The following is a 25,163-nucleotide window of genomic DNA, read 5'->3' as shown; positions in this document are numbered from 1 at the left end:
AATCAGCACAGACCGATATTGATACATGTACAAGGATCAAACGATCTTGTTAGTGAACAGTGGATGCCAAGCATCACTGAACATTTCTTATTGTTACAACTTTGCTTATTAAAGAGAGTTCTAATTATGAGTAGTTTAAATCTTAACCCACTTTTCCGTCGTAGCATTGGTTTTGATCGTTTCAACGATTTATTTGATTATGCCATGCAAAGCGACACTCCAAATTACCCGCCATACAATATTGAAAAAACGGCTGAAAATAGCTATCGCATTGTGGTGGCAACCGCAGGTTTTACAGAAGATGAACTTTCGCTAAACTTAGAAAATCAAGTGCTAAGCATTTCAGGTAAACCAACTGAAGCGCAAGATACAACTGTGGAATTCCTGCATAAAGGCATTGCTCGTCGTACATTTAAACTGTCTTTACGCTTAGATGAACATATAGAAGTGCAACAAGCCCTATATGAAAATGGTTTATTGACAGTGGACTTACAGCGTATTATTCCTGAAGAAAAATTACCACGCCAAATTCCAATTGGCAAAAAGGCATTGATAGAAAGTCCTGTCCAAGAAAATATCGCTGAGTAAACCCTCATAAAAAAAGACCCTTCGGGGTCTTTTTTATATTAAGAAAATTAGTTAGATTCAAAACATGACAAACAAGAATAAAAAATCATGCCATCTCAAGAATATAGTGTCTCGATTCCAATTTATATGTTTCGTTTTTTATCTATTCTCAACTTAATCTTACCCATAGGTGTTTTTAATGAATCCTTGGTGGGTCTGGCTTACAAGCTGTTCATCTACTCTTTTTAAATTTTGGCGTATCTTGCAAAAAATAATCCTACTCTGTATTACTATCTATTTATATGAAATGTACTTTGTTCTGATTGCTTTTATGACATGGAATATACGACCTAATATTACCAAGATGAAAATCTATTGGAGGGTACTGAAAACCCCTATTTCACGGCCTGTTTTATGTAAATAGATCTCACATAGTTAGCTCAATAAAAAGCTTTGCTCACTTTATACCTACATCAAGCGCAAGTTAAAGCATTTCGATACACTAGATTCGAAACAACGATTTAATAACCGTTACTGCACAATTGAATTTGTCTTTATTCAAAAGAGCCTATTTAGTACCCTAAGGCATAAATTTGCGCTGATTAATTTCGCACTATTTTCTAATCACCACTCAGCAGACATTCTTGCTGCCCTTCAGCAACATTGGAATTTAAAACCCGACATCTAGACAAAAAAAAAGCACTGCAAATGCAGTGCTTTTTTTATGGATACTTACTTTTTCTTTTTAGGACCAAGTAGCATACCCATTTGACGGCCTTCCATTTTCGGGGTTTGTTCAACAACACCGTATTCAACTACGTCAGCTTCAATTTTTTGTAATTGAGCCAAACCAAGTTGTTGGTGAGCCATCTCACGACCACGGAAACGAAGCGTGATTTTTACCTTATTGCCTTCTTCAAGGAACTTGATAATGGCACGTAGTTTAACGTTGTAGTCACCAACATCAGTACCAGGGCGTAGCTTGATTTCTTTCACCTGTACTTGATGTTGTTTTTTCTTCGCTTCTTTTTGCTTTTGTTTTAGATCAAACAAATGCTTGTTGAAATCCATGATTTTGCAGACTGGTGGCTCAGCATTAGCAACAATCTCAACAAGGTCAAGATCTACTGCTTCTGCAGCACGCAAAGCGTCAGCAAGAGATACAATCCCTTTTTGCTCGCCATTTTCGTCTACTAGACGGACTTCTTTTGCACGAATTTCATCATTCAAGGCAGGACGGTTTGATTTTCCGCCCTGTTGATTACGGTCAGGCTGTTTAATCGCTTTTACTCCACAATGTACCGGCCGCGTTCGGCTACGGCTGCTTTTACTAGGTCAACGAATGCATCAATTGACATAGTACCCAAATTTTTTCCAGAGCGAGTACGGACGTTTACAGTACCTTCCTCAACTTCACGGTCTCCAAGAACCAATAAGTAAGGAATACGCTCTAAAGTACGTTCACGAATCTTAAAGCCGATTTTCTCATTTCTCAAGTCTGAAATCGCGCGGATACCGCTTTCTTTAAGTTTAGCGACGACTGACTCACATGCTTCAGCTTGTGAATCGGTAATGTTCATCACACATGCTTGAATTGGAGACAACCAAGGTGGCATGAAACCAGCATAGTGTTCAATAAGTATACCAATAAAACGCTCGAAACTGCCAAGTATTGCGCGGTGCAACATTACAGGCTGATCACGGTCGTTATCTTCAGTCACATAAGATGCGTCAAGACGTTCTGGTAAGTTAAAGTCACATTGAATTGTACCGCACTGCCATACACGACCTAAGCAGTCTTTCAATGAGAATTCAATTTTCGGACCGTAGAATGCGCCTTCACCCGGTTGAAGTTCCCATTCTAGGCCTGCAGCATCTAAAGCGTCTGCCAAAGATTTTTCTGCCATATCCCAAAGTTTGTCATCACCCACACGTTTTTCTGGACGTGTCGACAACTTCATTTGTACTTCTTCAAAGCCGAAGTCTTTATAAACATCTAATGTCAGTTTAATAAAGTCTGCAACTTCAGTACCGATTTGTTCTTTGGTACAGAAGATATGCGCATCATCTTGTGTAAAGCCACGTACACGCATAATGCCGTGTAATGAACCCGATGGTTCGTTACGGTGACATGAACCAAACTCAGCCAAACGAATTGGAAGATCACGGTAAGATTTCAAACCTTGGTTGAAGACTTGCACGTGACATGGGCAGTTCATTGGTTTTACAGCATAGTTACGGTTCTCTGAGTGAGTCGTAAACATGTTTTCAGCATAGTTTGCTGCGTGACCTGATTTTTCCCAAAGTGTGAAATCAACCACTTGCGGTGTACGGATTTCTTGGTAACCGTTGGCTTGTTGAACTTTACGCATGTATTGTTCAAGCACTTGGTAAATCGTCCAGCCGTTTGGATGCCAGAACACCATACCCGGCGCTTCTTCTTGCATATGGAACAAGTCTAACGCTTTACCAATTTTACGGTGATCGCGTTTTTCAGCTTCTTCAATACGTTTGATGTAGGCAGCTAGCTGCTTTTTGTCCGCCCAAGCTGTACCGTAAATACGTTGTAACTGTTCGTTTTTCGCATCACCGCGCCAGTAAGCACCAGAGATTTTAGTCAACTTGAACGATTTTAAGAATTTAGTATTTGGAACGTGCGGACCACGGCACATGTCCAAGTAGTCTTGATGGTAGTACAAGCCCATTTCAGTTTCTTCAGGCATGTCTTCGATCAGACGCAATTTGTATTCTTCGCCGCGTGCAGTGAACTCTTTGATCACTTCATCACGTGGAGTCATTTTTTTGATGACATCATAGTCTTGGTCGATGAGCTTTTTCATGCGCTCTTCGATTGCTGCCATGTCATCTAAAGTAAACGGACGTGGCATCCAGATGTCATAGTAGAAACCTTCTTCAATGACAGGACCAATGACCATCTTTGCTTCTGGGAACAATTGCTTAACTGCATGACCCACCAAGTGCGCACAAGAGTGACGAATGATGTGAATACCATCTTCATCTTTAGGCGTGATAATTTGTAGGCTAGCATCTTCTGTAATTAAATCAGACGCATCAACTAAACGATCGTTTACACGACCCGCAACTGTATTTTTTGCTAGACCAGGACCGATGCTTTGAGCAACTTCCATCACAGACACGGCATGATCAAATTCTTTTTGATCGCCATTTGGCAAAGTGATAATTGGCATATAAAAATCCTTAAGGAGTGATGCCCCGTACAATGGAGCATGTCACCGCGAGATTATGATCGAGGGAGACCCTCAAAAGATAAAAACGGTGGATAAATAAAATTCGACCTAAATTTTACACGCCCTGCCAACTTTAATAAACCTCTAATCCCATGGAAGTTGATTTTTCTGCTGCCTTTTACAAGACTCCTGATAATTCAAGCAGATTTCAGCCGAAATACGCTTTATGCTGTCAACATAATAATCACGTTCTAATTCATAAAATTATTCCGAATTTCGAACACCTATACCCACTGAAATCTTTATGTAGGCAGGTATCATGCAAGCACATTCACTTATATCTTGGTCTAGTTTAAAACCGCTCCAACCCGCTTATGCCCTTGCAGCCAATGTCGATCTTGTGGTCTTACGGCTCGAAGATGATGATGTAGAAAAAGTCGTGGTCATGTATGGTCGCTGTCAGCATCGCGGCGCCCTCATGGCTGATACCCATATTCAAGGGGATAAAATCGTCTGTGGGCTGCATGGCTCGCACTATATTTATAAAACTGGTATCAACCCACGTTATCTGAATAAAAATTTGCAAAAGTTTAAAGCATGGGTGGAAGGCGATCAGGTTTTTGTAGATTTAGAAGAAATTACAGCTTGGGAAAAACGCAATCCACAGCAGTATAAACGCGATCAATACCAAGGTTTATATGCGGATTCGGCACCCGCACCTGAAGAACCGCACAATAAATTTATTTTAGAACTCGCGCGAAATGGCTTGAAAAACTTTGGACATCATGGCCCGACAGCTGCCATGGGCGTGCCTTTCAATCAACTCCCGAAATGGGAGGACATTCAACTGATCACCGCACAACTGTGGAAAATTCCATTATTAGATGATGCACCCGTAGCGACCGAAGTGGTAATTGGCCCAAATGCTAAAAAACCCTTAAAACTTAAAATCCCCCTGTTTGTGTCAGATATGAGTTTTGGTGCGTTATCTCAAGAAGCCAAAGTTGCCCTTGCAACAGGTGCTGAACTTGCAGGTACAGGCATTTGCTCAGGTGAAGGCGGAATGCTTGCAGAGGAACAAGCGGCTAACTCCCGTTATTTTTATGAACTCGCATCAGGTCGTTTTGGCTATGACATCGAAAAAGTCAAAAAGTGTCAAGCCTTTCATTTTAAAGGCGGTCAAGCTGCAAAAACAGGTACTGGAGGACATCTGCCAGGCCATAAAGTGGTTGGAAAAATTGCAGAAGTGCGCAAATTACCAGAAGGCACCGCAGCTATTTCTCCTGCGACCTTCCGTGATTGGACTCATCTTTCACAATATCGTGAATTTGCAGAATATGTCCGAGCAGAAACCGGCGGCATCCCGATCGGCTATAAACTCTCTGCACAGCATATTGAACGTGATATTGATGCAGCCCTCGCGATTGGCGTGGACTATATTATTTTAGATGGACGTGGCGGTGGAACAGGTGCAGCCCCAACCTTATTCCGTGACAATATCTCTGTACCGACCATTCCTGCACTTGCACGAGCACGTCGTCATTTAGACCGTTTAGGACGGTCAGATATTAGTTTAGTGATCACAGGTGGACTTCGTGTACCCGCTGACTTTATTAAGGCACTAGCTTTAGGTGCAGATGCCATCGCGATTTCAAACTCTGCCATGCAAGCCATTGGCTGTTTAGCTATGCGTGCCTGTCAGACCAATGATTGTTCTGTCGGCATTGCCACACAACAAGATCATTTACGTCGTCGTTTAGAAATAGACAAATCGGCACAACAACTGGCGAATTTTCTAAATGCATCCGTTGAACTGATGCAAGTCATGGCTCGTGCCTGCGGACATCATCATCTGAATCAATTCTGCAAAGATGACCTGACCACATGGAAAAAAGAAATGTCGAACCTCACGGGTATTCACTACAGTGGATTTGAGTAAGCTTCAAATCATGAGCTTTTTTCAAAACAATTGAACCTAAAAAGAGTCCATACGGGCTCTTTTTTATTCTCTGAAGGTCTCAAAGGCCATGAATTGATCAGCTTGGTACAACCAAAGCTGTGCAAATTGAGGGATGATCATTTCACTCTGGGTAGGGCGTAAAAAAATATAATCATCTACATCTATGCTGCTTGTCTGTGGAATTTGCACAAGCTCCTGATTACTACTGCGACCATATAACGCATGGGGCTGACTGCCTTGAGGATAAACATAGTCCCCTCGCCAATAGCCTCCATAAATAAATACAGCCTGATATTTTGCCCAACGACTGAGCCATTCTAACTGTGGTAATTCAGTCCGTGGCAACACTTTTAACACAGGCGTGGCGATCCACAAGGCACTTTGGAAAGCTTGTAAATTTTTCAGTTCAAAATCTGCAGGTTTTAATAACATCGAGCCAAACGAGACTTCGTTACAGACACTCTGCTGACAATGAAAACTAAAACTAGGACTACCACCACCATTCCAACTGGTGTGTTCATCACATAAGGTTGGGTAGCGCTGTTGTACATAAGCTTTGAATTGTTGATAACTTTGCTGGGACTGTTGATAAGTCTGTTCAGCAGATTGGATCAGCCGTGGAATCTTCGCCACATGTGCGTCATAGCCCATCAATCCTGAAAATTTTAAATGTTGGGGATGTTGAACGATTACATCCAAAACAGCCTTTAGCTCATTGATCGTTTTCAGGCCTCCACGGTGTAGCCCCACATCAATTTCAATATTGATGCGTAGACACAGTTGATGCTGCTCAGCAAATTTGAGGTATTGAGCTAAACGCTGTTCACTATCAATTAGCCATTGCACTTGCGATTGCGTTGTCTGCAAAACTGCCTTGTCTGCATGTTGCAAGGCCTGAATCGGCATCGGTTTTCCAAACAACACATCGGCTTGCGGCATCGACTCGAAAAGTGTTTTCAGATGTACAAAATGAAATAGCATGAAACGCTCTGTCTTGAGCTGTGTAGCACAGTGTTGAAGCAATGCCATACACGCCAAGGATTTCACTACCAAGCGCGGATGCAGATTGTGTGGTATCTGCTGCTGAGTGATCACCAAGTTGTGATTTAATGCGTCAACATCCACGATTAACTGCGGCATCCCCGTCCCGTTTTGCTTTAGCAGCGTATTCAACTGTTGAAAATATGCATCCATGCCATCCCCTTTTTCATATCGTTCAATTGGTCTTCAATGTTTAACTTTCCACGATGCTTAATCAATCAGTAACTGCTGTAGCTCGGGACTGAGCCACTTTTGCTGAGGATCTAATTCTTGTCGAATATTCAAAAAATCTTGCCACTTGGGGTACACATTTTGAAGCTGCCGCGCATTTAGGCTATGCAATTTCCCCCAATGCGGACGCCCGCCATATTTTAAAAAAATCGGCTCCACGAGCTTAAAGATGACTTGATAATCTTGCTTATAGAACTGATGCACCGAAATTGAGGCCGAATCTTGCTGATAAAACGGACTGAGCCAAATATCATCCCCACGTACAAGTCGATATTCTAGCGGAAAAAACATCGGAACCTTATGTCGTCGAAGGGTATGCAAAATTTCTTCTAAACAATTCATCCCGTGTTGCAGCGGAATCTGGTATTCCATCTCATTAAATTTGGTATTTCGAGCAGAAGGAAAAATTCGACTTGACCAGTCTACGCTCATCGAAGGTTTGACAAAAACACCTAATAATTTTTGTAGCCATGGATTCAGTGGTGGAAAGAATCGCGTCAATTCTGCACAAAATTTGAGTAATACGTCGTCATCTAACCACTGTTCTTTCCGCGGTTGAAGGTTATCTTCCGTCTCATCTAAGGTTTTTAAAATAACCTGATCGGCATGACTAAATGCCCAGAACTCAATATGTCGATGTTCATATTGCCATTGCTGCATATTCTGCATGACTTCTTTCAGCGGACATAATCGCGTTTGTTCTATGAGTTTATACATCGGCCGATTTTGCAGCTGCACATGCGTCAGCACGCCTAAACTCCCGAGTGAAACACGCCCTGCTTGGAAAATTTCGCTATTCTGCTCAGCACTGCATTGTAGTAATTCACCCTGCGCGGTTAATAATTCGAAACCCTTAACCAATGCCGATAAACATGGTAATTCGAGTCCGGTACCATGTGTTCCTGTTGAAATAGCTCCAGCCAAACTTTGACGATCAATATCACCTTGATTAATCAGTGCCTGATCAAAAGACGCGAGCTTCTCCCCCAAATCAAATAATCGTGTACCAGCTTGGACGGTACTTTGGCAGCGTTCTATATCGATATCTAGAATGCCTTTGAGATGATCTAAACTTACTAAGGTATCTGTGGTTTTTACCAAAGGGCTAAATGAGTGCCCTGCACCGACCATACGAATCTTAGGATGGGATTGCACCACATCCATTAATTGCTCAAGATTTTGCGGTTGTATAAATGACTTCGGGATCGACTTCTGAACACCTGACCAATTTTCCCATGCAATGTCGTGTTGAATTGTCATATTCATCCTTGTCGCCATACTTTTTATTGTATTTAGCTGTATTGTTTTATTTTTGATTTCCGCTTTTGCAATGTTAATGCACAAGCCCTCTTGATTTTTTACTTAGATTATACGAAGTTTCGCATCTTCTCAAATTTAAGTTTATTGTTAAAAAACAGCAAATAAGCCACGATCAATTAAAGAAAATATCATTCGTTTATATCCCCACAAAGACTATTCAAGGCGCTCTACATTATTCGTTAAGCATCATTCAAACCGAATCAATAAAAAAGATCACACACGGAAATATCTGCCAAATTAGTATAAAAAACCAACAAACCCTGTATATTTTTCAACTAAATTATTTATGCTAAAAAATCAATTTTGAGAACCACAGGGTTCATTTTCGTCACCTTATTGTTTTTATTATTTTAAATTTCAATCACTTAAAAATTTAGTGTAAATACTCGACTAAAGCATAAATGCAGAGAAGCTACGGACTGAATTATTGTTAAGTCAGATTTAAAACAAATAGACATGGACTTGGAGTACCACGATGGTTAGCGCATACGATGAATTGCCACGGACCCCGGCAAATTTTGTGGCACTTTCGCCTCTACGTTATTTAGAGCGTGCAGCTTATATTTATCCTGATCAGGATGCCATTATCCATGGCAATCGTCATATTTCATGGCGCCAAACGTATAACCGCTGTCGTCAATTTGCACATCAGTTGCAACAATTAGGCATTGGCAAAAATGACACCGTGTCTGTGTTATTACCGAACGTTCCGGCTATGGTTGAAGCACACTTTGCCGTACCGATGGCGGGTGCTGTACTAAATACGCTAAATACACGCCTTGATGCGAAAACCATTGCCTTCATGCTGGAACATGCAGAAACCAAAGTCCTGTTGGTTGACCCTGAATTTGCTCAAGTTGCCACCGAAGCTTTGGCTTTGATCGATCAAGACATTTATGTCATTGATGTTGCAGATGCTGAATTTGAAGGCACAGCACAACCGATTGGACAAATTGAATTTGAAGACTGGTTGGCGCAAGGCGATGCCAACTTTGAGTGGCACTTACCTCAAGATGAATGGGATGCGATTAGTTTAAGCTATACCTCGGGTACCACAGGGAATCCCAAAGGCGTGGTGTATCATCACCGCGGCGCATATATCAATGCAGCGAGTAACATCATTGCTTGCGGCATGACGCCACGTGCAACGTATCTGTGGACGCTTCCTCTATTCCACTGTAATGGCTGGTGCTTTGCTTGGACGATGGCAGCCAATGGCGGAACCAATATTTGTCTACGTAAAATCGACCCTGAACTGATTTTCAAACTGATCGCAGAGCACAAAGTAGATTATTTCTGCGGTGCGCCAATCGTACTTTCAATGATGATCAATACGCCTGAAGAGAAAAAAGCGCAATTTGACCATCGCGTTGAAGTGATGGTTGCTGGTGCAGCACCACCTGCAGCGATTATTGAAGGGATGCGTAATATTGGCATCAATGTCACACATGTTTATGGTTTGACTGAAACATATGGTCCATCGGCACTTTGCGCATCGCAAGCTGGTTGGTCTGATCTTTCCATTCAAGAACAAGCACAGTTGCATTCTCGCCAAGGTGTGCCATACCCGCTTCAAGATGGCATGAAAGTCATTGATCCTGAGACCATGTTACCTGTTCCGCATGATGGCCAGACCATGGGTGAAATCATGTTCCGTGGCAACATCGTAATGAAAGGTTATTTGAAAAACCCAGAAGCAACGGCTGAAGCCTTTGCCGGTGGCTGGTTCCATACCGGCGACTTAGCAGTCTGCCAACCTGACGGTTATGCCAAAATTACTGACCGCTCTAAAGATGTGATCATTTCAGGGGGTGAAAACATTTCATCGCTCGAAGTAGAAGAAATTCTATATCAACACCCTGCTGTACTGACAGCTGCAGTGGTTGCAAAACCTGACCCTCGTTGGCAAGAAGTGCCTTGTGCCTTTATTGAATTAAAAGCAGGTAAAGAAGCAACGCCTGAAGAACTGATCGAATTCTGTAAGCAGCACCTTGCACGTTTCAAAGTACCTAAAGATGTAGTGATTACCGAAATTCCAAAAACCTCGACAGGTAAACTTCAGAAGTTCGTTCTCCGTGAATGGGCTAAAGAGCGCGCTGTTGGTGAATTTGGTTAATGTTAAAACTCAAAAGCCAAGCATGATTTTTTCAATCATTTAAGCAAAAAAAGCGACCTAATCAGGTCGCTTTTTTGATGTGAAGTCTATAACTTCACGTTTTGCTTCAATGATCAGATCATGTTGAATTCTCTGATCATTGAGCTATCTAAGTACTTGGCTATCTAATCATGCATTAGTTATCAGATAATAAAGCCACTTGTTGAATGTAGTTAAACAATTTCAACTTTGACGCAGTCAGTTCTTCTTCGCTTACATTTTTGGCTATATCACGTTGAATACGCAAAATATGCTGACGAATAGGATGATGTTCAGCAGCATTATGTGCTTTCATAAACTCTTTAATGACGGGATCACCTTGGGCAATCATACGTTCAGTCCAGCGTTGAAGCTGCGCTGTTTTTTTCGCACCTTGCTGCGGGGTTAAGTAAGATAAAATCATGGTTTCATCTTCATTACGCAGTAATTTACCTACACGTTGAAACTGACGGCGTCGTGCTTCATGTGAAGTAATTGTTTGTGCATCTAGTAGTGCTTCGATCAGACGCTCTTCAACAGGAAGATTTTTAATCTGTTTAGGATTCAGTTTTGCAAGTTCCTCGCCCAAAGCAGCCATACGTTGTACAGCTTTCTTTTGCTCAGTTTTACTTGCACGTCCTTCTAAGGATTCAAAGTCTTCTTCGGTATAGCGGTTCGGTCGACGTGCCACGTTTAATCTGCCTCGTAAAATTTTGCCGCAAACAGTGCTTGAATTTCAGATAAAGCTTTTTCTTCATCTGCACCTTCAATCACTAAGCGTAAAGTTGTGCCCTTGCCTGCGCCAAGCATCAGCAAAGACATAATATTTTTGGCATCTACTAATTTTCCACCCTTACCAATTTGAATCGACGAGCGAAATTTGGTCGTGACTTCGATTAGCTTGCCAGATGCACGCGCATGTAAACCCAGTTTATTAATTACGTCAACAGTTGTGTCGATCATGACCAGTGCTTCATTTCTCTATGTAGAACCTGAATAGACCATTTTGCCTCAAGTGCTTTTTTTAGTCTATCTACGATATATACCGAACGGTGTTGCCCACCTGTACAACCGATCGACACCGTCATGTAATGACGATGCCCTTCGGCAAATGCCGGCAGCCATTTATCCAAGAAATTATAAATATCTTGGAACATTTCATTGGTTTGTTCACTTTGCTGTAAAAATTGACGAACTGGCTCATCTAATCCTGAATACTTACGTAATTCCATATCCCAGTGCGGATTGGGCAAATGACGGACGTCAAAAACATAATCTGCATCGAGTGGAATACCATGCTTATAGCCAAAAGACTGTAAGATCAAAATTAAATTATCTGCCTGTCCAAGTTTAGACAGCAAGGTATGTTTTAAATCATGTACACTCTTATCTGTAGTATCAATATGTACTGTCGAGCGTAATTGAATCGGCAACAGTAAAGATTTTTCTTCCTGTATGCACTCATTTAAACTTTTGAAACGACTTGCCAACGGATGGGGACGTCGAGATGAACTGAATCGCGCAATCAATTCCTGATCACGCGTGGTCAAATAAATAATATCGACTGAGCCATGGCGTTGTAGCTGTTGAAAAACCAAATCGAACTCTTGTAAATCTGCACGTGTACTGCGGACATCCACACCCAGTGCCAATTGTTCAAGATTATTTTCTGAATCGAGTTTTTCAACAATTTCGGGGAGTAAGGCCAATGGCAAATTATCGATACAGTAATAGCCCAAATCCTCAAGTATCTGTAATGCAGATGACTTTCCAGATCCAGATTGTCCTGTAACAATTAAAATGCGCTTCATCGCTTGCTACCCCATAGCCGTTTTAAACTGCAGTATATTTAACCTGCATATTATCAATAAGACGTGTTGCGCCTAATTTAGCCGCAATAAACAACACCACGTCTTGATCAAATTCTTCAATTTTCTGTAATTCAGGTGTACGTGCTTCAACATAGTCCACAACAAAACCCGCTGCTGTCAATGTTGCTTTAATATTCGCTAACACATCTGCCAGTCGAGTTCCAGCATGTAATTCTGCCTCAGCCGTTTTCAAGCTTTGGTAAATCGTTGGTGCAATCGCACGATTTTCCGCACTTAAATAACCATTGCGTGAGCTCAATGCCAAACCATCTTCAGCACGCGTAATCGGCACACCAATCACTTCTAGTGGAATATTTAAGTCACGTACAAACTGACGAATCACTGCAAGTTGCTGGTAATCTTTTTGCCCAAAGAATGCAAAATTCGGTTGAACAATATTAAAGAGTTTTGTCACAACAACAGCAACACCGTCAAAATGACCCGGACGCTGTTCGCCACACAAATCATTGGTAATGCCGCCCACGCTAATATTGGTTAAGCGCGGTTTGTTGCCATACATTTGTTCAACAGTCGGTGCAAACACGATGTCACAACCCACTTCAGCCAATAAGTGCTGATCTTGTTCCAAAGTACGTGGATAGTTGTCAAAGTCTTCATTTGGACCAAACTGAATTGGGTTAACGAAAATACTCACCACCACGACATCACACAGTTTACGTGCTTCACGAACTAAATTGAGGTGACCTTCATGCAAGTTCCCCATCGTTGGTACAAAACCAATGATTTTGCGCGCAGCACGTGCTGGATTTAGCGATGCACTTAAACCTTGAATCGTTGTTTCAGTTTTCATGTCTTACAGCTCAATTTGGAATGTATGTTCTTTGGCAGGGAAACTACCATCAAGTACGGCAGCATGATACGCCTTAAACGCATCCACAATTGCTGTTTCCCCTGCTTGCTCTTTCATAAAGTTGCGAACAAATTTCGCCACGTGACTAAACGTCAGTCCCAACATATCTTGTTGAACCAAGACTTGAGCATCCGTTTCTGCACCGGCACCGATCCCAATCACAGGTGTATTTGGGAATAATTCACTAATTTCTTTACCCACTTGGGCAGGAACACATTCCAAAAGTAAAATTGCTGCACCTGCATCAACCACAGCTTTACAATCTGAAATGAGTTGATCCGCGGTTTCGCGTGTACGTGCTTGCACTTTATAACCGCCAAACACATGAACCGATTGCGGAGTTAACCCTAAATGCACACACACTGGAATACCATTACGGGTCAATACTTCAACTGTTTCTGACAACCATGCGCCACCTTCCAATTTGACCATCTGTGCGCCTGCTTGCATCACGATCTTTGAATTCACTAAAGCGTCATTCAAAGTGGCATAGGTCATAAATGGCAAATCAGTCAAAATAAACGCATGTTTATTGCCACGACGCACTGCTGCAGTGTGATATACCATATCTTCAACAGTGACAGGTAAAGTCGAGTCATTCCCTTGAATGGTCATCCCCAATGAATCCCCAATCAAAATGCTATCGACTTCAGCAACTTCCATTGCTTTTGCCATGCTCGCATCATAGCAAGTCAGGCAGGAGAATTTGCGACCTTCCGCTTTAAATTTTTTCAAGTCACTTAGACTAATCATTTCAATATTCCTCAGATGACGGCTTTCTCAAGTGGTCATACAAAAATTAAAGATGGGCCCAGTTTCCTGCATCCAATACAGTTAAATTTGGATTATTCAAAATAGGTAAATCTTTTAATGGCTGTCCTTTAATCTGTAGATTCTCATCTAAATCCAACAAAGGTTTCAACACAAAATCACGTTCTAAAACACCAACATGAGGCACCGTCAAACGTTCATTTTGAATGTGCTGTTCACCATAAATCAGTAAATCTAAATCCAGTGTACGCTCCCCCCAATGACGTAGGCGTACACGCCCCGACTCTTGTTCAAAGCGTTGCAATTCATCCAACAAGGCCAAAGGTGCTAGATCCGTTTCTAATGCAACCGCTGCATTTAAATAATTCGGCTGATCTTGTGGCCCCATTGGCGGGCTTTGATACAGTTTTGAGACTTTCACTGTACCGAGTGTTGCAAGTTTATGCACCGCTTCACTAAGGATCTGTAGAGAATCACCTAAATTACTGCCTAAACCAATATATGTCAGCGTCATTGTGTTGGCCCAAAAATAACCTGAGTCAAATCTCGTTTCACACGTTTACGTTTTAAAATCGGATGATCTGCACCAATTTCACCACTGGCTGACGCTGCAACGATTGACACTGTCTCTAGACTATTGGCATGTGATTTAGGCTTACGTTGACGGCGACTTCTGCTTTCTGGTTCATTCACCAGCGGTTCAATTTCAACTTGCTGATGAGTAGAAGTTTTGGCTTCCACATCTTCATGCGCCGCTTTACGATGACTCTTGGCACGTTGACGATTGTATTGGCTAATTGCTCGTTCTTTTTCGTCAGTGCTCATCTGCTGATAAGCATCCCACCACTGCCCCATGCCTTGCGTGGTTGTATCGCCCGATTTTTCACGCAGCAGCAGAAAGTCAAAGCCTGCACGGAAACGTGCATGACCTGAAAGTGCTTCAATTTGCTGTGGCTTTGGACTTAGTAAACGGGTTTGCATTTCCCAAACTTCACGAATAAATGTTTCGGCAAAGCGTGGAATAATGGTTCGTGTAGCCTGACGCTTCAATACATCCAAGCCCGCTTGAGCACGCGCTTCAGCAGGAACAACACCTTTATTTAAATAGAACGTACAACGTTCTTGGAACGGAATCCACAATAACACGGCATAGAAAAATGCAGGGTTAATGGTTTTCCCAATCGAAATACGTTGATCGGTATTTTTTGCAGCCAACTCAATAAATGGCGTTACGACTGGTTTGATATCTGCAAATAATTGATACCAAATACCAAAATCGATCAGCATCGGTAAGACGCGATTGAGATGCCCCATGGTAAAAAGCTTTTGTGACTCATCGTATAAACGATGTGGAGACACATCACGCAGCAATTGAGTAAGTTCTGGAGTAAAGACATCCAGAATTTTTTGATCAATATTAAAGTTTAATTTGGCTGCAAAACGTAAAGTCCGAAGCATCCGCACAGGATCTTCTTCAAAACGTAGTTGTGGATCACCCAATAAACGCAACATTTTATGTTTTATGTCATCTACTGCATGACAAAAATCTAGCACTTCGCCTTTGCGTGGTTGGTAATACATTGCATTGATCGAGAAGTCACGACGTGCAAAGTCTTGCTCAATCGTACCCCAATTATTATCACGTAAAATCATGCCCGCAGCAGAAGTCACGGCTTTTTTAGGCGGCGCACGGAAGGTCGCAACTTCGATCAGTTCACGTCCTGAGTAGACATGCGCCAGCTCAAAACGACGACCAATAATTCGGCAACGTCGCCCGAAGACTTCTTTCACCTGAGCTGGTGTCGCATTAGTTACGGCATCAAAATCTTTAGGTGCATGACCCAACATTAGGTCGCGGACGCTGCCACCCACGATATAAGCTTCATAGCCTGCCTTAGTTAAGGCATCAATCACATCTAAAATGGAAGAAGGTAATTGTGCGGTTGATAAACCACATTTGGACGCGCGCAAAGTTTGCAAAAGACGCTGTCTCCTACGTCTGAACGTAAAATTCTTAAGATGTCGCTAATGATATCTCTAACACAATCAAAGGGCAATTTGATTATCTCGATGCTCAAGCTGAGCTTAACCTAATTCTTTTTTGTACACTTCACTTAAAGTGCCAATTTTGCTTTATTTTTAGCAAACAGCGCAGGACCGATTCCCTTAACCTGTTGAATATCATCAATGCTTTTAAATAAGCCATTACTTTTACGATATTGCACAATGGCTTCTGCTTTTTTCTGACCAATCCCATGTAATGTTTGCAGTTCATCAACTGAGGCTGTATTTAAGCGTACTTGATCTGATCGGCTATTTTGCTGAGTGCTGGGTCGTGACAAATAATAGTTGGTATTGCTCGGTGCAGTTGTCGCTTTAGACTTCGAGGCCTCAGATTGCTTTTTTAATTGCTGATCTTGAGCTTGCTGCATGGCTTTCCATTCCGCGTAGCCCGAAGGGCTTTGAGCAAAAGTTAAATCTGCCATTAAACCCAAGACCAAGACAAGTAATTGTGTAGAGTATTTATTCTTTAGGATGTGGTACATATTCAGCCTGTTGTTTTAATTGTTGTTTTGCCTGTTCCCACAACTGATCCATCTCAGTTAAGGACAAGTCTTCTACATGTTTTTGTTGTAATGTGGCCTGTGCTTCAATATAAGCAAAGCGGCTTCTAAATTTATGAATGGTACTTAAAAGTGCCATCTCACTTGAGATGCCAATCTTACGTCCAACATTCACCAGAGAAAATAAGCAATCACCAAATTCATCAAATATTTCGTCGGATTTTTTGCCTGCCAAGGCCTCTTTTAACTCCCCTAGCTCTTCCTCAAGTTTGCCATAAGCCCCTTCAATATCTGGAAAATCAAAGCCAATTTTCGCCACATTTTTTTGGATTTCATCTGCTTGGTTTAATGCAGATGCATGTTTAACCTCATCTAATCTAGATGCTGATTTCCCTGCTTTTTCTTGTTGTTTAATCTGTTTCCATAGTATTGCCACATCATCCGCATTGAGTGCAGAAAACTGCTCTGCCTGAAACACATGGGGATGACGGCGAATTAATTTATCTGTAATGGCTTGCACCACATCTTGAAAATTAAACGCGCCTTGTTCGCTATACATCTGCGACTGAAAAACCACTTGTAGTAATAAATCTCCCAGTTCATCTCGTACATCATCACTCTGACCTGAACGAACTGCCGCCTCTACTTCATAGGCCTCTTCGATGGCATAACGAGTCAGACTTTCTGGGGTTTGCTTTTGATCCCATGGACATTTTTCACGTAATTCTTTCATCACTGCTAATAATTGTTCCATGTGAACTCCAGCTATTTACTCATCAGTACATTGTTTCGATTACAGAATTTGATATGCTCAAAATTCACTCAGGGAATGAGCAACTCAATTCAGGGAAGCATAACATGCAAAGTATTTTTATTAGCGGTGCAGGACAAGGGATTGGCGCAGCAATTGCACGACTGTTCATACAACAAGGCTATAAAGTTGGGCTCTACGACATTAACCAACCTCAAGTCACCTCATTAGCTGCTGAACTCGGTAGCCATGCCAAAGCTGGGCTTTTAGATGTGACACAACCAGAGCAATGGCAAAGCGCTTTAGCTGAATTTGTTGCTTGGGCAGGTCAGCTGAATATCTTAGTCAATAATGCCGGAATTCTGTATTCAGGCAGCTTTGAACATACGGAACTGTCTGCACACCACCGAACGATTGATATCAATGTCAAAGGGGTGATAAACGGTTGCTATGCGGCATTTCCCTATTTAAAACAAAGTCATTTTGCTCGTGTGATTAACCTCTCGTCGGCTTCAGCAATTTATGGACAAGCGGATTTAGCCAGCTATGCCACATCTAAATTTGCTGTACGTGGGTTCACTGAAAGTTTGGATATTGAATGGCAAAAATACAATATTCGTGTTTTAGATGTGATGCCTTTATTTGTTCAAACCGCGATGGTGCAAGATATGGATGCACAAAGTATTAAGAAAATGGGCATCAATCTACAACCGAGCGATGTCGCTCAGCAAATTTATACCTTGGTACAAAAAAAGGATACGGTCTTAATGGCCACACATACACCTGTGGGGGTGAAAGCTAAATTTTTATTTAATTTATCGAAGTTTAGCCCGCAATTTGTCAACCGCTTAAGTAATATTTGGATTGCACAAAAACCCAAATAGCAACGTGTTACTAATCATTTAATTATGCAATCATATTTGTACGCAAATTACACAAAGTTACACAATTGTCACATTTTAACAGGACAAAATTCTTTTTTTTGAATAATATTCACCCGCCCATTACTTTCGGGCGTTTATTTTCTAACAATAAAAGTGAATTATTTCATGAAAAAATTACTTGTTCTTGCAACTGTTACTTCTATTTCAATTTCTGCTTTTGCTACAACTCAATTCGCATCTTCAGAATTAAAAGCGATGGATTGTGCAACTCTTGCTGTTGAAAAAGCGAATGCTAAGCGCTCTTTAGAAGCTGCTGACAAAAACATTGCAAACATCCAAGCATCTGCTCAAGCGCCAGGCAAATCATTGAGCAAATTTGCTGGTTTAGCGGGTGGCGCTCTTGCTGCTTTCGGTGGTAATTCTGAAAAAGCCGCTCGTGCAGGCAACATTGCAAACAGCTTGGCTGGTGAGCAAGATACTTCAGAAGCAGGCAACCTTGAACTTCAACAAGCAAACAAATCTGCTGCTCAAGCAAACATCGACAACATTGGTATCTACCAAGGTTCTAAAAAATGCAAAATCTAATCTAAAGCCAGTTTAGATTGATTTAAAAAAAGCCCTGTTCAGCCAGAACAGGGCTTTTTTCATGGTGATTTATATGTCATACCGATTTATAAGACATTCAACTCAATTTTCGGCAAATGAAAGCCTCGGCAAGATTGTTCACTTTGCCATGCCACCGTCAACATGACATGCGGCAGTTGAATATTCTGATAAGCAAAAGTGCCAATTGCGGGATGACTACACATCCCACCATTCTGCTCAGGATGACACTGTGTATTCAGTTCATTCAGGTTCACTCGAATCCCTAAACCTGATGCTTTAAGTACCGCCTCTTTGGTGGTCCAAACTTTAAACCAAAAATCAGGATCATGCTCAAAGTTCTCCCAATTGAGCAATTCTTCGGGATGAAAGCTATGTTGAGCCATCGCATCAAAACGAACTTTTCGATTTAAATCCTCAATATCCACACCAATATTGGCGATTTTTTCACTGCTGGCCAATACATAATGCTGCTGGCTATGACTATGATTAAAATGAAAATGTGGCAAATCCGGAAGAAAAGGCTTACCAAACGCAGACTTTGAAAAATCTGAATTTTCAACTGACCTATTTAGCCGCTGCCCGAGTAATTGATTTCGATATTGGTAAATGGCTTGTTTACGCACGGCAATTACCTCTTGACGACTCAAGCCATGCGGCTCCACAAAGAAGTCAGTAATTGCACTATATTCAAGCTGAATTTTCGCCATAAGTTATTGATCCAATATCTTTTACACTACGTCCATGACGCTATATTTTATGCGACTCTCCGACACAAAATACACCACAATACAGATGAGCGCATCGGTCCTTTGACTCGTCGAGATTTTAAAACTCAGTTTAAAAATATTTCAAACCACTTAAGAAATACTTAATATTGTAAATATATTCAAATACTTAAGTATAATAAATATTTCAAATACATCTTTAATTAGATAAAATACTCTAGATTCTTATAACTTTAATTTAAAACTCGGGGTAAACCAGATGCTAAGAAAAATCACCTTAATCAGTTCACTTTGCGTCCTACCATGTTTCGCTCAAGCAGGATTATTGGATGCAGCCGTTGCAGTAATGGGTGCCAAAAATGGCGCGATTATGGACCAAGCTGAAGCGCGTATGAATCAAAGCCGTCAAGAAGCTGCCAATGCTGTAGCTCAAGCAGACCGTGGCTATGCCTCAAATTTCAATCAAGCTAACCAAACCAACAATAGTGTTTATAGCACCAGTTATTTAAAAAGCTTGGATTGCACCGATCTAAGCGTTGAGCGTAAGACTTTCGAACGTACATTGGAAGCATCGCAACTGGCATTAAGCCAAGCGTCTGCACAGCAAAATAATCAAGTGTCAAAATGGGCTGGTCTTGCTGGCAACGCGCTATCCGCATTTTCAGGTCAATCTGAAACAGCCGCGCGTATGGGACAATTTGCGACAGCTTTTTCTGGCAATAAAAATACACAACAGGATAGCAGCAGCGCACAGCAAGCCATGGAAATTGCTCAAGCTAATCTGGATAATATTGATATTTACCGCCAAGCTAAAAAGTGTAAAAACTAATTTCTACATCTTTTTAGATAAATAAAGTGAAATAAAAAAGCCTGCATATCTGCAGGCTTTTTTTGTTCATCTAAACTTAGCGTTTGAATTTCTTTTCCGCCTTTTTGAACTTCTGAACATAACGACGTTTACGTGCCGCCGTACGCTCATCGATTTGCGACTTACGACCTTCAAATGGGTTATCAGAGGTTTTAAATTCAATTTTGACTGGCGTACCTTCAAGTTTATAAACTTTACGGAACACGTTTTCTAGGTAACGACGATAGTCATTTGGCGTTTTATCGACTTTGTTACCATGAATCACAATCGTCGGTGGATTTTGTCCGCCAATATGCGCATAACGCATTTTGATACGACGACCTTGAACCATTGGTGGTTGGTGCGCATCAGTTGCATCATTCAAGATCTGAGTGATTTTCGCAGGTGATACTTTCAAATGCGAAGAATCATAAGCACGGTGGATCGATGGATAAAGATCACCAACACCTGTACCGTGAAGTGCAGAAATTAAGTGAATTTTTGCCCATGGAATAAAGTCAAAACGACGTTCAACATCTAATTTACACTGTTTACGGTCATAGTCAGACATGTTGTCCCATTTGTTGATGGCAATCACCATCGCACGGCCTGCTTCAAGCGCATAACCGATCAAATGCAAGTCTTGCTCAACGATCCCTTCACGTGCATCGACAACAATAACCACAACATGCGCATCTTTCATCGCTTGTAAAGTTTTCACAATCGAGAATTTCTCGATCATTTCGTCCACTTTACCTTTACGACGTACACCCGCAGTATCGATTAATGTGTATTTACGACCGTCACGTTCAAATGGAATATAAATTGAGTCACGTGTAGTACCCGGCTGGTCAAATGCAACCACACGGTCTTCACCCAACAAACGGTTCACTAAAGTCGATTTACCCACGTTTGGACGACCAATAATCGCTAAACGTAAGCCTGTGTCTTTATCGTGTTGTTCTTCACTTTCATCTTCAGGCACTTCAGCTAACACTTCTTCAAGCATTTGCTGAACACCACGACCATGGCTGGCAGCCACTTGAAGTGGTTCACCCATACCCAATTTGAAGAATTCAACTAAAGCTGCTTCGGCATGAACACCATCAACTTTGTTGGCAACAAGATAAACTTTTTTACCTAGCGTACGTAAGTCACGTGCAATTTGCTCATCAGATGCCAATAGGCCTGCGCGCGCATCGACCACGAAGACAATAATATCTGCTTCATTAATGGCAGTTTTTGACTGTTCTGCCATGTACGAGTCGATACCACCTTCAGTTTCGCCAATACCCCCAGTATCAACGACGATGAAGGATTTATTTTGATAAGTCGCGTCACCATACTTACGGTCACGAGTCAGACCGGCAAAGTCAGCAACGAGAGCATCACGGCTCTTGGTTATCTGGTTAAACAACGTTGATTTTCCGACGTTCGGACGACCAATGAGCGCAATTACGGGTTTCATAGATTAACCTTTATTCCAGATCAGCCAGTTTGGTCTGGTCTGAACATCAGAAAGCTTAGGAAGAATGGAAATAGGATAAATGCCTAAAATAAATAAAAACACGGGGCATTGATGATTCAATCCCCCGCGTTAAAAATACGGTTTGGCTTATTTTAACATAAGCCGCAGAAAAATTAACGGTTCTGCCAAATGCTTAATGCACCCTTACGTGTCGACACATATAATTGATTGTCAATTACACGTAGTGAACGTACTTCACCACTGGTTTTAGAACGACCAACCAACTCACCTGTCGCTGGGTTGATTAAGTGAAGTACACCATCCAGATCACCAACCACAAGGTCTTGACCTAACATCACTGGGTTACTCAAATTACGATTAAGCAATTGGTCATTTTCCCACAATGTTTGACCAGTGGTAATTTCATAAGCCACAATTTTACCATCAGTTTGTGTCACAAAGACACCATTGCCCGCAACTTCAGGACGCTGAATGCTGCTCGCATCATTGCTCCAGATCACTTGTTGTGAGGCAAGATCAAGCGCTGTCACTTGGCCTTGGTAACTGGTGGTAATTAAAAATTGACCTGCTACAGTCGGTTCACCGTCAATATCAATGAGACGTTGTACATCTGAACGACCGTCTGACACTGCAACACGACGCTGCATTTTCGGAATACCGCTCAATGCATCAATCACATAGATATAGGCATTTGAAGAAGCGATGAGAACATGACGCGCATCGAGTGATACCGGTGCTGCCATACCACGTAAACTAAACTGCACATTTGGCAAGTTATAGGTCCAAGTTTGTTGGCCCGTTGCCACATCGTTTGCGTATACCGTACCATCATTGGTAACTGAAATAACGCGACCTGCTTGAATCAACGACGGTGAAAGTAACGCGCCGGTTAATTGCGCAGTCCACTTTTGTTCACCTGTTGCCTGATCTAATGCAAATAATTGACCTTTTGCATTACCGACAACCACAATACCGTCAGCAGCTTCTACACCTGCAGTCAAACCTTGTTTAGAGATTTTCTTCTGCCATAAACGCTCTTTGCCTTTGTAGGCTTGAACTTCACCGTTAGGATTTACGCTAAAAACAACGCCGTTATCTGCATCCATACGTAAACGCAGTGGATCTGCTTCTTCAGTTGAAGCCACACTGTTTGAAAATACAGGTGCTAAAGTTTTTGCCTGTTCCAATTTTGGTAAAGGATTTGGTTTTACTTTTTCTACTTTTCCTTTATTTGCACAACCAGCCAAAGCAAGTGTTAAAACTGTCAGCGCACAGGTAATTTTGTATTTTCTATTCATTCAGTTGCTTCCACTTGTGTATCTATAATCGGACGTTCAATTTCAGGATCATCAACTAAAACGCCTACACTTTCGAGTTTAATTTGTAAAATTTGACGTTCTTCTTGTCGCTCAATCAAAGCATCCCATGCACTTTGATAAACTTTCTTTGCATTTTCGATATCATTTTTTGCAACATAGACATCGCCACGGGCTTCATCTGCAGTCGCTTGAAAAGCAGGTTCTTTAACCGCTTCTAAAGTTTTTAATGCTTCATCAAATTTCTTTTGTGCCAATTGTGCATACGCTAAACGTAATTTCACCAATTGAACTAAGCCCGCATCGTCAACTTTTGAATTTTCAACTTTTTTCAAAGCTTTTTCAGCGTTGGCATAATCCGCTTTATCATACGCCAATTTTGCCATAAGCAACTGAGTTTGAATGGCTTGTGGCGAATCTGGTGCTTCTTTTACAATTTTATCTGCAGTCGCAGAAAGTTGTGTAAAAGCGTCACCCGTCGCCGACTGAGCATCATCCATTAACTGCTGGACTTTGGCTGTTTGCATTTGTGATTCAGCCAAAGTTTTCTTCTGCCAGTATTCCCATCCGAAAAAGGCAATCAACGCAATTAAAATGCCGCTAACAATGGCAGAGCCATATTTTTTAGCAAACGATTTTAAATTATCAAGTTGTTCTTCTTCACTCAATGCGCTCATGAAATTACCTTTTTCCTTATGTTATAGGGATTATTTTGAAGAAATTTTTTCGATAATGAAGGCAACAAAGTCTGCCACATTCACTTCGTGTTGTTCTGCAATGGCTAGCTCTTTTACCAGCACTTGCCCAGCTGCTTGCTCACGTTCACCGTAAATCACAGCAAATAAAGCGCCCGATTGGTCGGCTTTTTTCATTTGCGATTTCATTGAACCTTGTGAACCAACTTTTAAGCGAATGTTGCTACCCGCCGCTTCAAGTTGATCACGAATTTGTTCAGCAAGGACCAATGCCTTACCTTGAGTTGCAGGATCTGAAACTAAGAATAGCTCACAGTCACGTACAGGAGTATTGTCTTCCACTTGTTCAAGTAGAAGAAGCAAACGCTCCATACCCATTGCAAAACCAACAGCAGGCACCGACTGGTCTACTTTACCTTTAAGCTGACCGACTAAACCGTCATAACGACCACCAGCACATACCGTTCCTTGAGAACCTAAGTGTGTAGTTGTCCATTCAAAGACCGTTTTGTTGTAATAGTCGAGACCACGAACCAATTTTTGATTGATCACAAAACCAACACCAGCATCAGTCAAATACTGCTGCAATTGAGCAAAGTGAGCCAACGTTTCTTCACCCATAAAGTCGTGAAGTTTTGGCGCATTTTCCAAAATGCTTTGTGTTTTTGCATCTTTAGAATCCAAAATACGCAGTGGATTCGTAGTTAGACGACGCTGTGAATCTTCATCTAAGTCATTTTTATGTGACTCTAAAAATTCAACCAATGCTGCACGATAAGCTGCACGTTCATCAGACTCACCTAAAGTATTGAGTTCTAATTGAACTTTATCTGCAACGCCCATGCGTTTCCACAAACGTGCAGTCATTAAAATCAATTCTGCATCTTGATCTGGTGTTGCAACACCAAAAGTTTCTACGCCAAATTGATGGAACTGACGGTAGCGACCTTTTTGTGGTTTTTCATAGCGGAACATTGGGCCAACATACCATACACGCGGTGTAGCACCACGAAGTAAGTTATGTTCAAGCATTGCACGCACACACCCTGCTGTTCCTTCTGGACGCAAAGTCAAAGACTCAGGCGGATTACCTTTGTCTAAGAATGTGTACATTTCTTTTTCAACGATATCCGTTGCATCACCAATAGAACGTTTGAACAGATGAGTCTGCTCCACAATCGGCAAGCGAATTTGCTGATAACCATAAGCATCCATCAGGCTAGATAGATGCTGTTCTAGACGTCTCCATGCAGGACTTTGCGTAGGGAGAATGTCATTAAAACCTTTGATTGCGACGATTGAACTCATGAT

24 protein-coding genes are annotated in these 25,163 nt (G+C 41.6%); 6 read left to right on the top strand and 18 right to left on the bottom strand.

Annotated features, from left to right (window positions below; translation table 11 throughout):
* Positions 1–126: 126 nt before the first annotated feature.
* Entirely contained in the window at positions 127–588 is a 462-nt protein-coding gene (locus FTU22_RS05565; RefSeq protein ID WP_078192642.1) for an Hsp20 family protein, read from the top strand.
* Between the two features lie 711 nt (positions 589–1,299).
* Here FTU22_RS05565 and infC read toward each other — a convergent pair.
* The gene (gene infC / locus FTU22_RS05560; RefSeq protein WP_180026032.1) at positions 1,300–1,848 is read right to left on the bottom strand and encodes a translation initiation factor IF-3; all 549 of its coding nucleotides are present in this window, start codon (positions 1,846–1,848) and stop codon (positions 1,300–1,302) included.
* Positions 1,849–1,853: 5 nt separating this feature from the next.
* Positions 1,854–3,776 (bottom strand): threonine--tRNA ligase, encoded by a 1,923-nt coding sequence (gene thrS, locus FTU22_RS05555; protein ID WP_078189589.1) that lies wholly within the window; start codon positions 3,774–3,776, stop codon positions 1,854–1,856.
* A 319-nt stretch (positions 3,777–4,095) separates the two neighbouring features.
* Between thrS and FTU22_RS05550 the strand changes: the two genes are divergently transcribed.
* On the top strand, positions 4,096–5,715 hold the full coding sequence (locus FTU22_RS05550) for a glutamate synthase-related protein (RefSeq protein ID WP_180093393.1): 1,620 nt from the start codon (positions 4,096–4,098) through the stop codon (positions 5,713–5,715).
* 63 nt (positions 5,716–5,778) lie between these two features.
* Here FTU22_RS05550 and FTU22_RS05545 read toward each other — a convergent pair whose 3' ends face one another.
* Positions 5,779–6,930 carry an alanine racemase gene (locus FTU22_RS05545; RefSeq protein ID WP_180093391.1) on the bottom strand — a complete coding sequence of 384 codons (1,152 nt, stop codon included), beginning with the start codon at positions 6,928–6,930 and terminating at the stop codon, positions 5,779–5,781.
* 57 nt (positions 6,931–6,987) lie between these two features.
* Positions 6,988–8,268: a D-arabinono-1,4-lactone oxidase gene (locus FTU22_RS05540; protein ID WP_180093444.1), complete on the bottom strand. Its 1,281-nt coding sequence runs from the start codon at positions 8,266–8,268 to the stop codon at positions 6,988–6,990.
* A 535-nt stretch (positions 8,269–8,803) separates the two neighbouring features.
* Between FTU22_RS05540 and FTU22_RS05535 the strand changes: the two genes are divergently transcribed.
* Entirely contained in the window at positions 8,804–10,444 is a 1,641-nt protein-coding gene (locus FTU22_RS05535) for an acyl-CoA synthetase (RefSeq protein WP_111884733.1), read from the top strand.
* A gap of 175 nt (positions 10,445–10,619) precedes the next feature.
* Here the strand turns inward: FTU22_RS05535 and yjgA are convergent, their stop codons facing one another.
* From yjgA to mazG, 9 genes are all read right to left on the bottom strand, one after another.
* Entirely contained in the window at positions 10,620–11,153 is a 534-nt protein-coding gene (yjgA, locus tag FTU22_RS05530; RefSeq protein WP_078189593.1) for a ribosome biogenesis factor YjgA, read from the bottom strand.
* Between the two features lie 2 nt (positions 11,154–11,155).
* On the bottom strand, positions 11,156–11,425 hold the full coding sequence (locus FTU22_RS05525) for an HPr family phosphocarrier protein (protein ID WP_067763492.1): 270 nt from the start codon (positions 11,423–11,425) through the stop codon (positions 11,156–11,158).
* Positions 11,422–12,273 (bottom strand): RNase adapter RapZ, encoded by an 852-nt coding sequence (gene rapZ / locus FTU22_RS05520; RefSeq protein WP_078189595.1) that lies wholly within the window; start codon positions 12,271–12,273, stop codon positions 11,422–11,424. The genes FTU22_RS05525 and rapZ overlap by 4 nt, the downstream gene beginning before the upstream one ends.
* A 22-nt stretch (positions 12,274–12,295) precedes the next feature.
* On the bottom strand, positions 12,296–13,144 hold the full coding sequence (gene panC, locus FTU22_RS05515; protein ID WP_180093389.1) for a pantoate--beta-alanine ligase: 849 nt from the start codon (positions 13,142–13,144) through the stop codon (positions 12,296–12,298).
* A 3-nt stretch (positions 13,145–13,147) separates the two neighbouring features.
* Entirely contained in the window at positions 13,148–13,957 is an 810-nt protein-coding gene (gene panB, locus FTU22_RS05510) for a 3-methyl-2-oxobutanoate hydroxymethyltransferase (protein ID WP_180093387.1), read from the bottom strand.
* A 46-nt stretch (positions 13,958–14,003) separates the two neighbouring features.
* Positions 14,004–14,489, bottom strand: a complete 486-nt coding sequence (gene folK, locus FTU22_RS05505) for a 2-amino-4-hydroxy-6-hydroxymethyldihydropteridine diphosphokinase (RefSeq protein WP_180050157.1) — start codon at positions 14,487–14,489, stop codon at positions 14,004–14,006.
* A complete protein-coding gene (gene pcnB, locus FTU22_RS05500; protein ID WP_180093384.1) occupies positions 14,486–15,955 on the bottom strand; it encodes a polynucleotide adenylyltransferase PcnB in 1,470 nt (489 codons plus the stop codon). Before pcnB ends, folK begins: the two co-directional genes overlap by 4 nt.
* 134 nt (positions 15,956–16,089) lie before the next feature.
* Positions 16,090–16,521 (bottom strand): ComEA family DNA-binding protein, encoded by a 432-nt coding sequence (locus FTU22_RS05495; protein WP_111884737.1) that lies wholly within the window; start codon positions 16,519–16,521, stop codon positions 16,090–16,092.
* Entirely contained in the window at positions 16,499–17,293 is a 795-nt protein-coding gene (gene mazG, locus FTU22_RS05490) for a nucleoside triphosphate pyrophosphohydrolase (protein ID WP_180093382.1), read from the bottom strand. The genes FTU22_RS05495 and mazG overlap by 23 nt, the downstream gene beginning before the upstream one ends.
* A gap of 104 nt (positions 17,294–17,397) precedes the next feature.
* Here mazG and FTU22_RS05485 point away from each other — a divergent pair, with 104 nt between their 5' ends.
* Complete coding sequence (locus FTU22_RS05485) at positions 17,398–18,174, top strand: SDR family oxidoreductase (RefSeq protein WP_180093380.1); 777 nt, start codon at positions 17,398–17,400, stop codon at positions 18,172–18,174.
* A gap of 165 nt (positions 18,175–18,339) precedes the next feature.
* On the top strand, positions 18,340–18,759 hold the full coding sequence (locus tag FTU22_RS05480; protein ID WP_180007221.1) for a hypothetical protein: 420 nt from the start codon (positions 18,340–18,342) through the stop codon (positions 18,757–18,759).
* Positions 18,760–18,845: 86 nt separating this feature from the next.
* Here the strand turns inward: FTU22_RS05480 and FTU22_RS05475 are convergent, their stop codons facing one another.
* Positions 18,846–19,487 (bottom strand): 4'-phosphopantetheinyl transferase superfamily protein, encoded by a 642-nt coding sequence (locus FTU22_RS05475; protein WP_180093378.1) that lies wholly within the window; start codon positions 19,485–19,487, stop codon positions 18,846–18,848.
* A gap of 277 nt (positions 19,488–19,764) precedes the next feature.
* Here FTU22_RS05475 and FTU22_RS05470 point away from each other — a divergent pair, with 277 nt between their 5' ends.
* Entirely contained in the window at positions 19,765–20,334 is a 570-nt protein-coding gene (locus FTU22_RS05470; protein WP_180093376.1) for a hypothetical protein, read from the top strand.
* 76 nt (positions 20,335–20,410) lie between these two features.
* Here the strand turns inward: FTU22_RS05470 and der are convergent, their stop codons facing one another.
* From der to hisS, 4 genes are all read right to left on the bottom strand, one after another.
* Positions 20,411–21,820, bottom strand: coding sequence for a ribosome biogenesis GTPase Der (der, locus tag FTU22_RS05465; protein WP_078192658.1), 1,410 nt, complete (start codon positions 21,818–21,820; stop codon positions 20,411–20,413).
* Positions 21,821–21,993: 173 nt separating this feature from the next.
* Positions 21,994–23,139: an outer membrane protein assembly factor BamB gene (bamB, locus tag FTU22_RS05460; RefSeq protein ID WP_078189607.1), complete on the bottom strand. Its 1,146-nt coding sequence runs from the start codon at positions 23,137–23,139 to the stop codon at positions 21,994–21,996.
* Entirely contained in the window at positions 23,136–23,834 is a 699-nt protein-coding gene (locus FTU22_RS05455) for a tetratricopeptide repeat protein (protein WP_180093374.1), read from the bottom strand. Before FTU22_RS05455 ends, bamB begins: the two co-directional genes overlap by 4 nt.
* A 30-nt stretch (positions 23,835–23,864) precedes the next feature.
* Positions 23,865–25,160, bottom strand: coding sequence for a histidine--tRNA ligase (gene hisS, locus FTU22_RS05450; RefSeq protein ID WP_180055934.1), 1,296 nt, complete (start codon positions 25,158–25,160; stop codon positions 23,865–23,867).
* Positions 25,161–25,163 lie beyond the last annotated feature (3 nt).

Origin of the sequence: Acinetobacter sp. YH12076, from assembly GCF_013419525.1 — a bacterium.
GTDB classification, from domain to species: Bacteria; Pseudomonadota; Gammaproteobacteria; order Pseudomonadales; family Moraxellaceae; genus Acinetobacter; species Acinetobacter amyesii.
The sequence above is the reverse complement of the archived record's forward strand: the minus strand, read 5'-3'. Positions and strand labels throughout refer to the sequence as shown.

What these genes read in the sequence shown, in the direction of transcription:
- FTU22_RS05535 (WP_111884733.1), top strand. Translation starts at nt 8,804, where the DNA reads ATGGTTAGCGCATACGATGAATTGCCACGGACCCCGGCAAATTTTGTG.
- rapZ (WP_078189595.1), bottom strand. Translation starts at nt 12,273, where the DNA reads ATGAAGCGCATTTTAATTGTTACAGGACAATCTGGATCTGGAAAGTCA.
- folK (WP_180050157.1), bottom strand. Translation starts at nt 14,489, where the DNA reads ATGACGCTGACATATATTGGTTTAGGCAGTAATTTAGGTGATTCTCTA.
- FTU22_RS05540 (WP_180093444.1), bottom strand. Translation starts at nt 8,268, where the DNA reads ATGACAATTCAACACGACATTGCATGGGAAAATTGGTCAGGTGTTCAG.
- FTU22_RS05495 (WP_111884737.1), bottom strand. Translation starts at nt 16,521, where the DNA reads ATGTACCACATCCTAAAGAATAAATACTCTACACAATTACTTGTCTTG.
- FTU22_RS05485 (WP_180093380.1), top strand. Translation starts at nt 17,398, where the DNA reads ATGCAAAGTATTTTTATTAGCGGTGCAGGACAAGGGATTGGCGCAGCA.
- FTU22_RS05565 (WP_078192642.1), top strand. Translation starts at nt 127, where the DNA reads ATGAGTAGTTTAAATCTTAACCCACTTTTCCGTCGTAGCATTGGTTTT.
- thrS (WP_078189589.1), bottom strand. Translation starts at nt 3,776, where the DNA reads ATGCCAATTATCACTTTGCCAAATGGCGATCAAAAAGAATTTGATCAT.
- bamB (WP_078189607.1), bottom strand. Translation starts at nt 23,139, where the DNA reads ATGAATAGAAAATACAAAATTACCTGTGCGCTGACAGTTTTAACACTT.
- FTU22_RS05470 (WP_180093376.1), top strand. Translation starts at nt 19,765, where the DNA reads ATGCTAAGAAAAATCACCTTAATCAGTTCACTTTGCGTCCTACCATGT.
- FTU22_RS05475 (WP_180093378.1), bottom strand. Translation starts at nt 19,487, where the DNA reads ATGGCGAAAATTCAGCTTGAATATAGTGCAATTACTGACTTCTTTGTG.
- FTU22_RS05525 (WP_067763492.1), bottom strand. Translation starts at nt 11,425, where the DNA reads ATGATCGACACAACTGTTGACGTAATTAATAAACTGGGTTTACATGCG.
- FTU22_RS05545 (WP_180093391.1), bottom strand. Translation starts at nt 6,930, where the DNA reads ATGGATGCATATTTTCAACAGTTGAATACGCTGCTAAAGCAAAACGGG.
- der (WP_078192658.1), bottom strand. Translation starts at nt 21,820, where the DNA reads ATGAAACCCGTAATTGCGCTCATTGGTCGTCCGAACGTCGGAAAATCA.
- panC (WP_180093389.1), bottom strand. Translation starts at nt 13,144, where the DNA reads ATGAAAACTGAAACAACGATTCAAGGTTTAAGTGCATCGCTAAATCCA.
- FTU22_RS05550 (WP_180093393.1), top strand. Translation starts at nt 4,096, where the DNA reads ATGCAAGCACATTCACTTATATCTTGGTCTAGTTTAAAACCGCTCCAA.
- mazG (WP_180093382.1), bottom strand. Translation starts at nt 17,293, where the DNA reads ATGGAACAATTATTAGCAGTGATGAAAGAATTACGTGAAAAATGTCCA.
- panB (WP_180093387.1), bottom strand. Translation starts at nt 13,957, where the DNA reads ATGATTAGTCTAAGTGACTTGAAAAAATTTAAAGCGGAAGGTCGCAAA.
- hisS (WP_180055934.1), bottom strand. Translation starts at nt 25,160, where the DNA reads ATGAGTTCAATCGTCGCAATCAAAGGTTTTAATGACATTCTCCCTACG.
- FTU22_RS05455 (WP_180093374.1), bottom strand. Translation starts at nt 23,834, where the DNA reads ATGAGCGCATTGAGTGAAGAAGAACAACTTGATAATTTAAAATCGTTT.
- FTU22_RS05480 (WP_180007221.1), top strand. Translation starts at nt 18,340, where the DNA reads ATGAAAAAATTACTTGTTCTTGCAACTGTTACTTCTATTTCAATTTCT.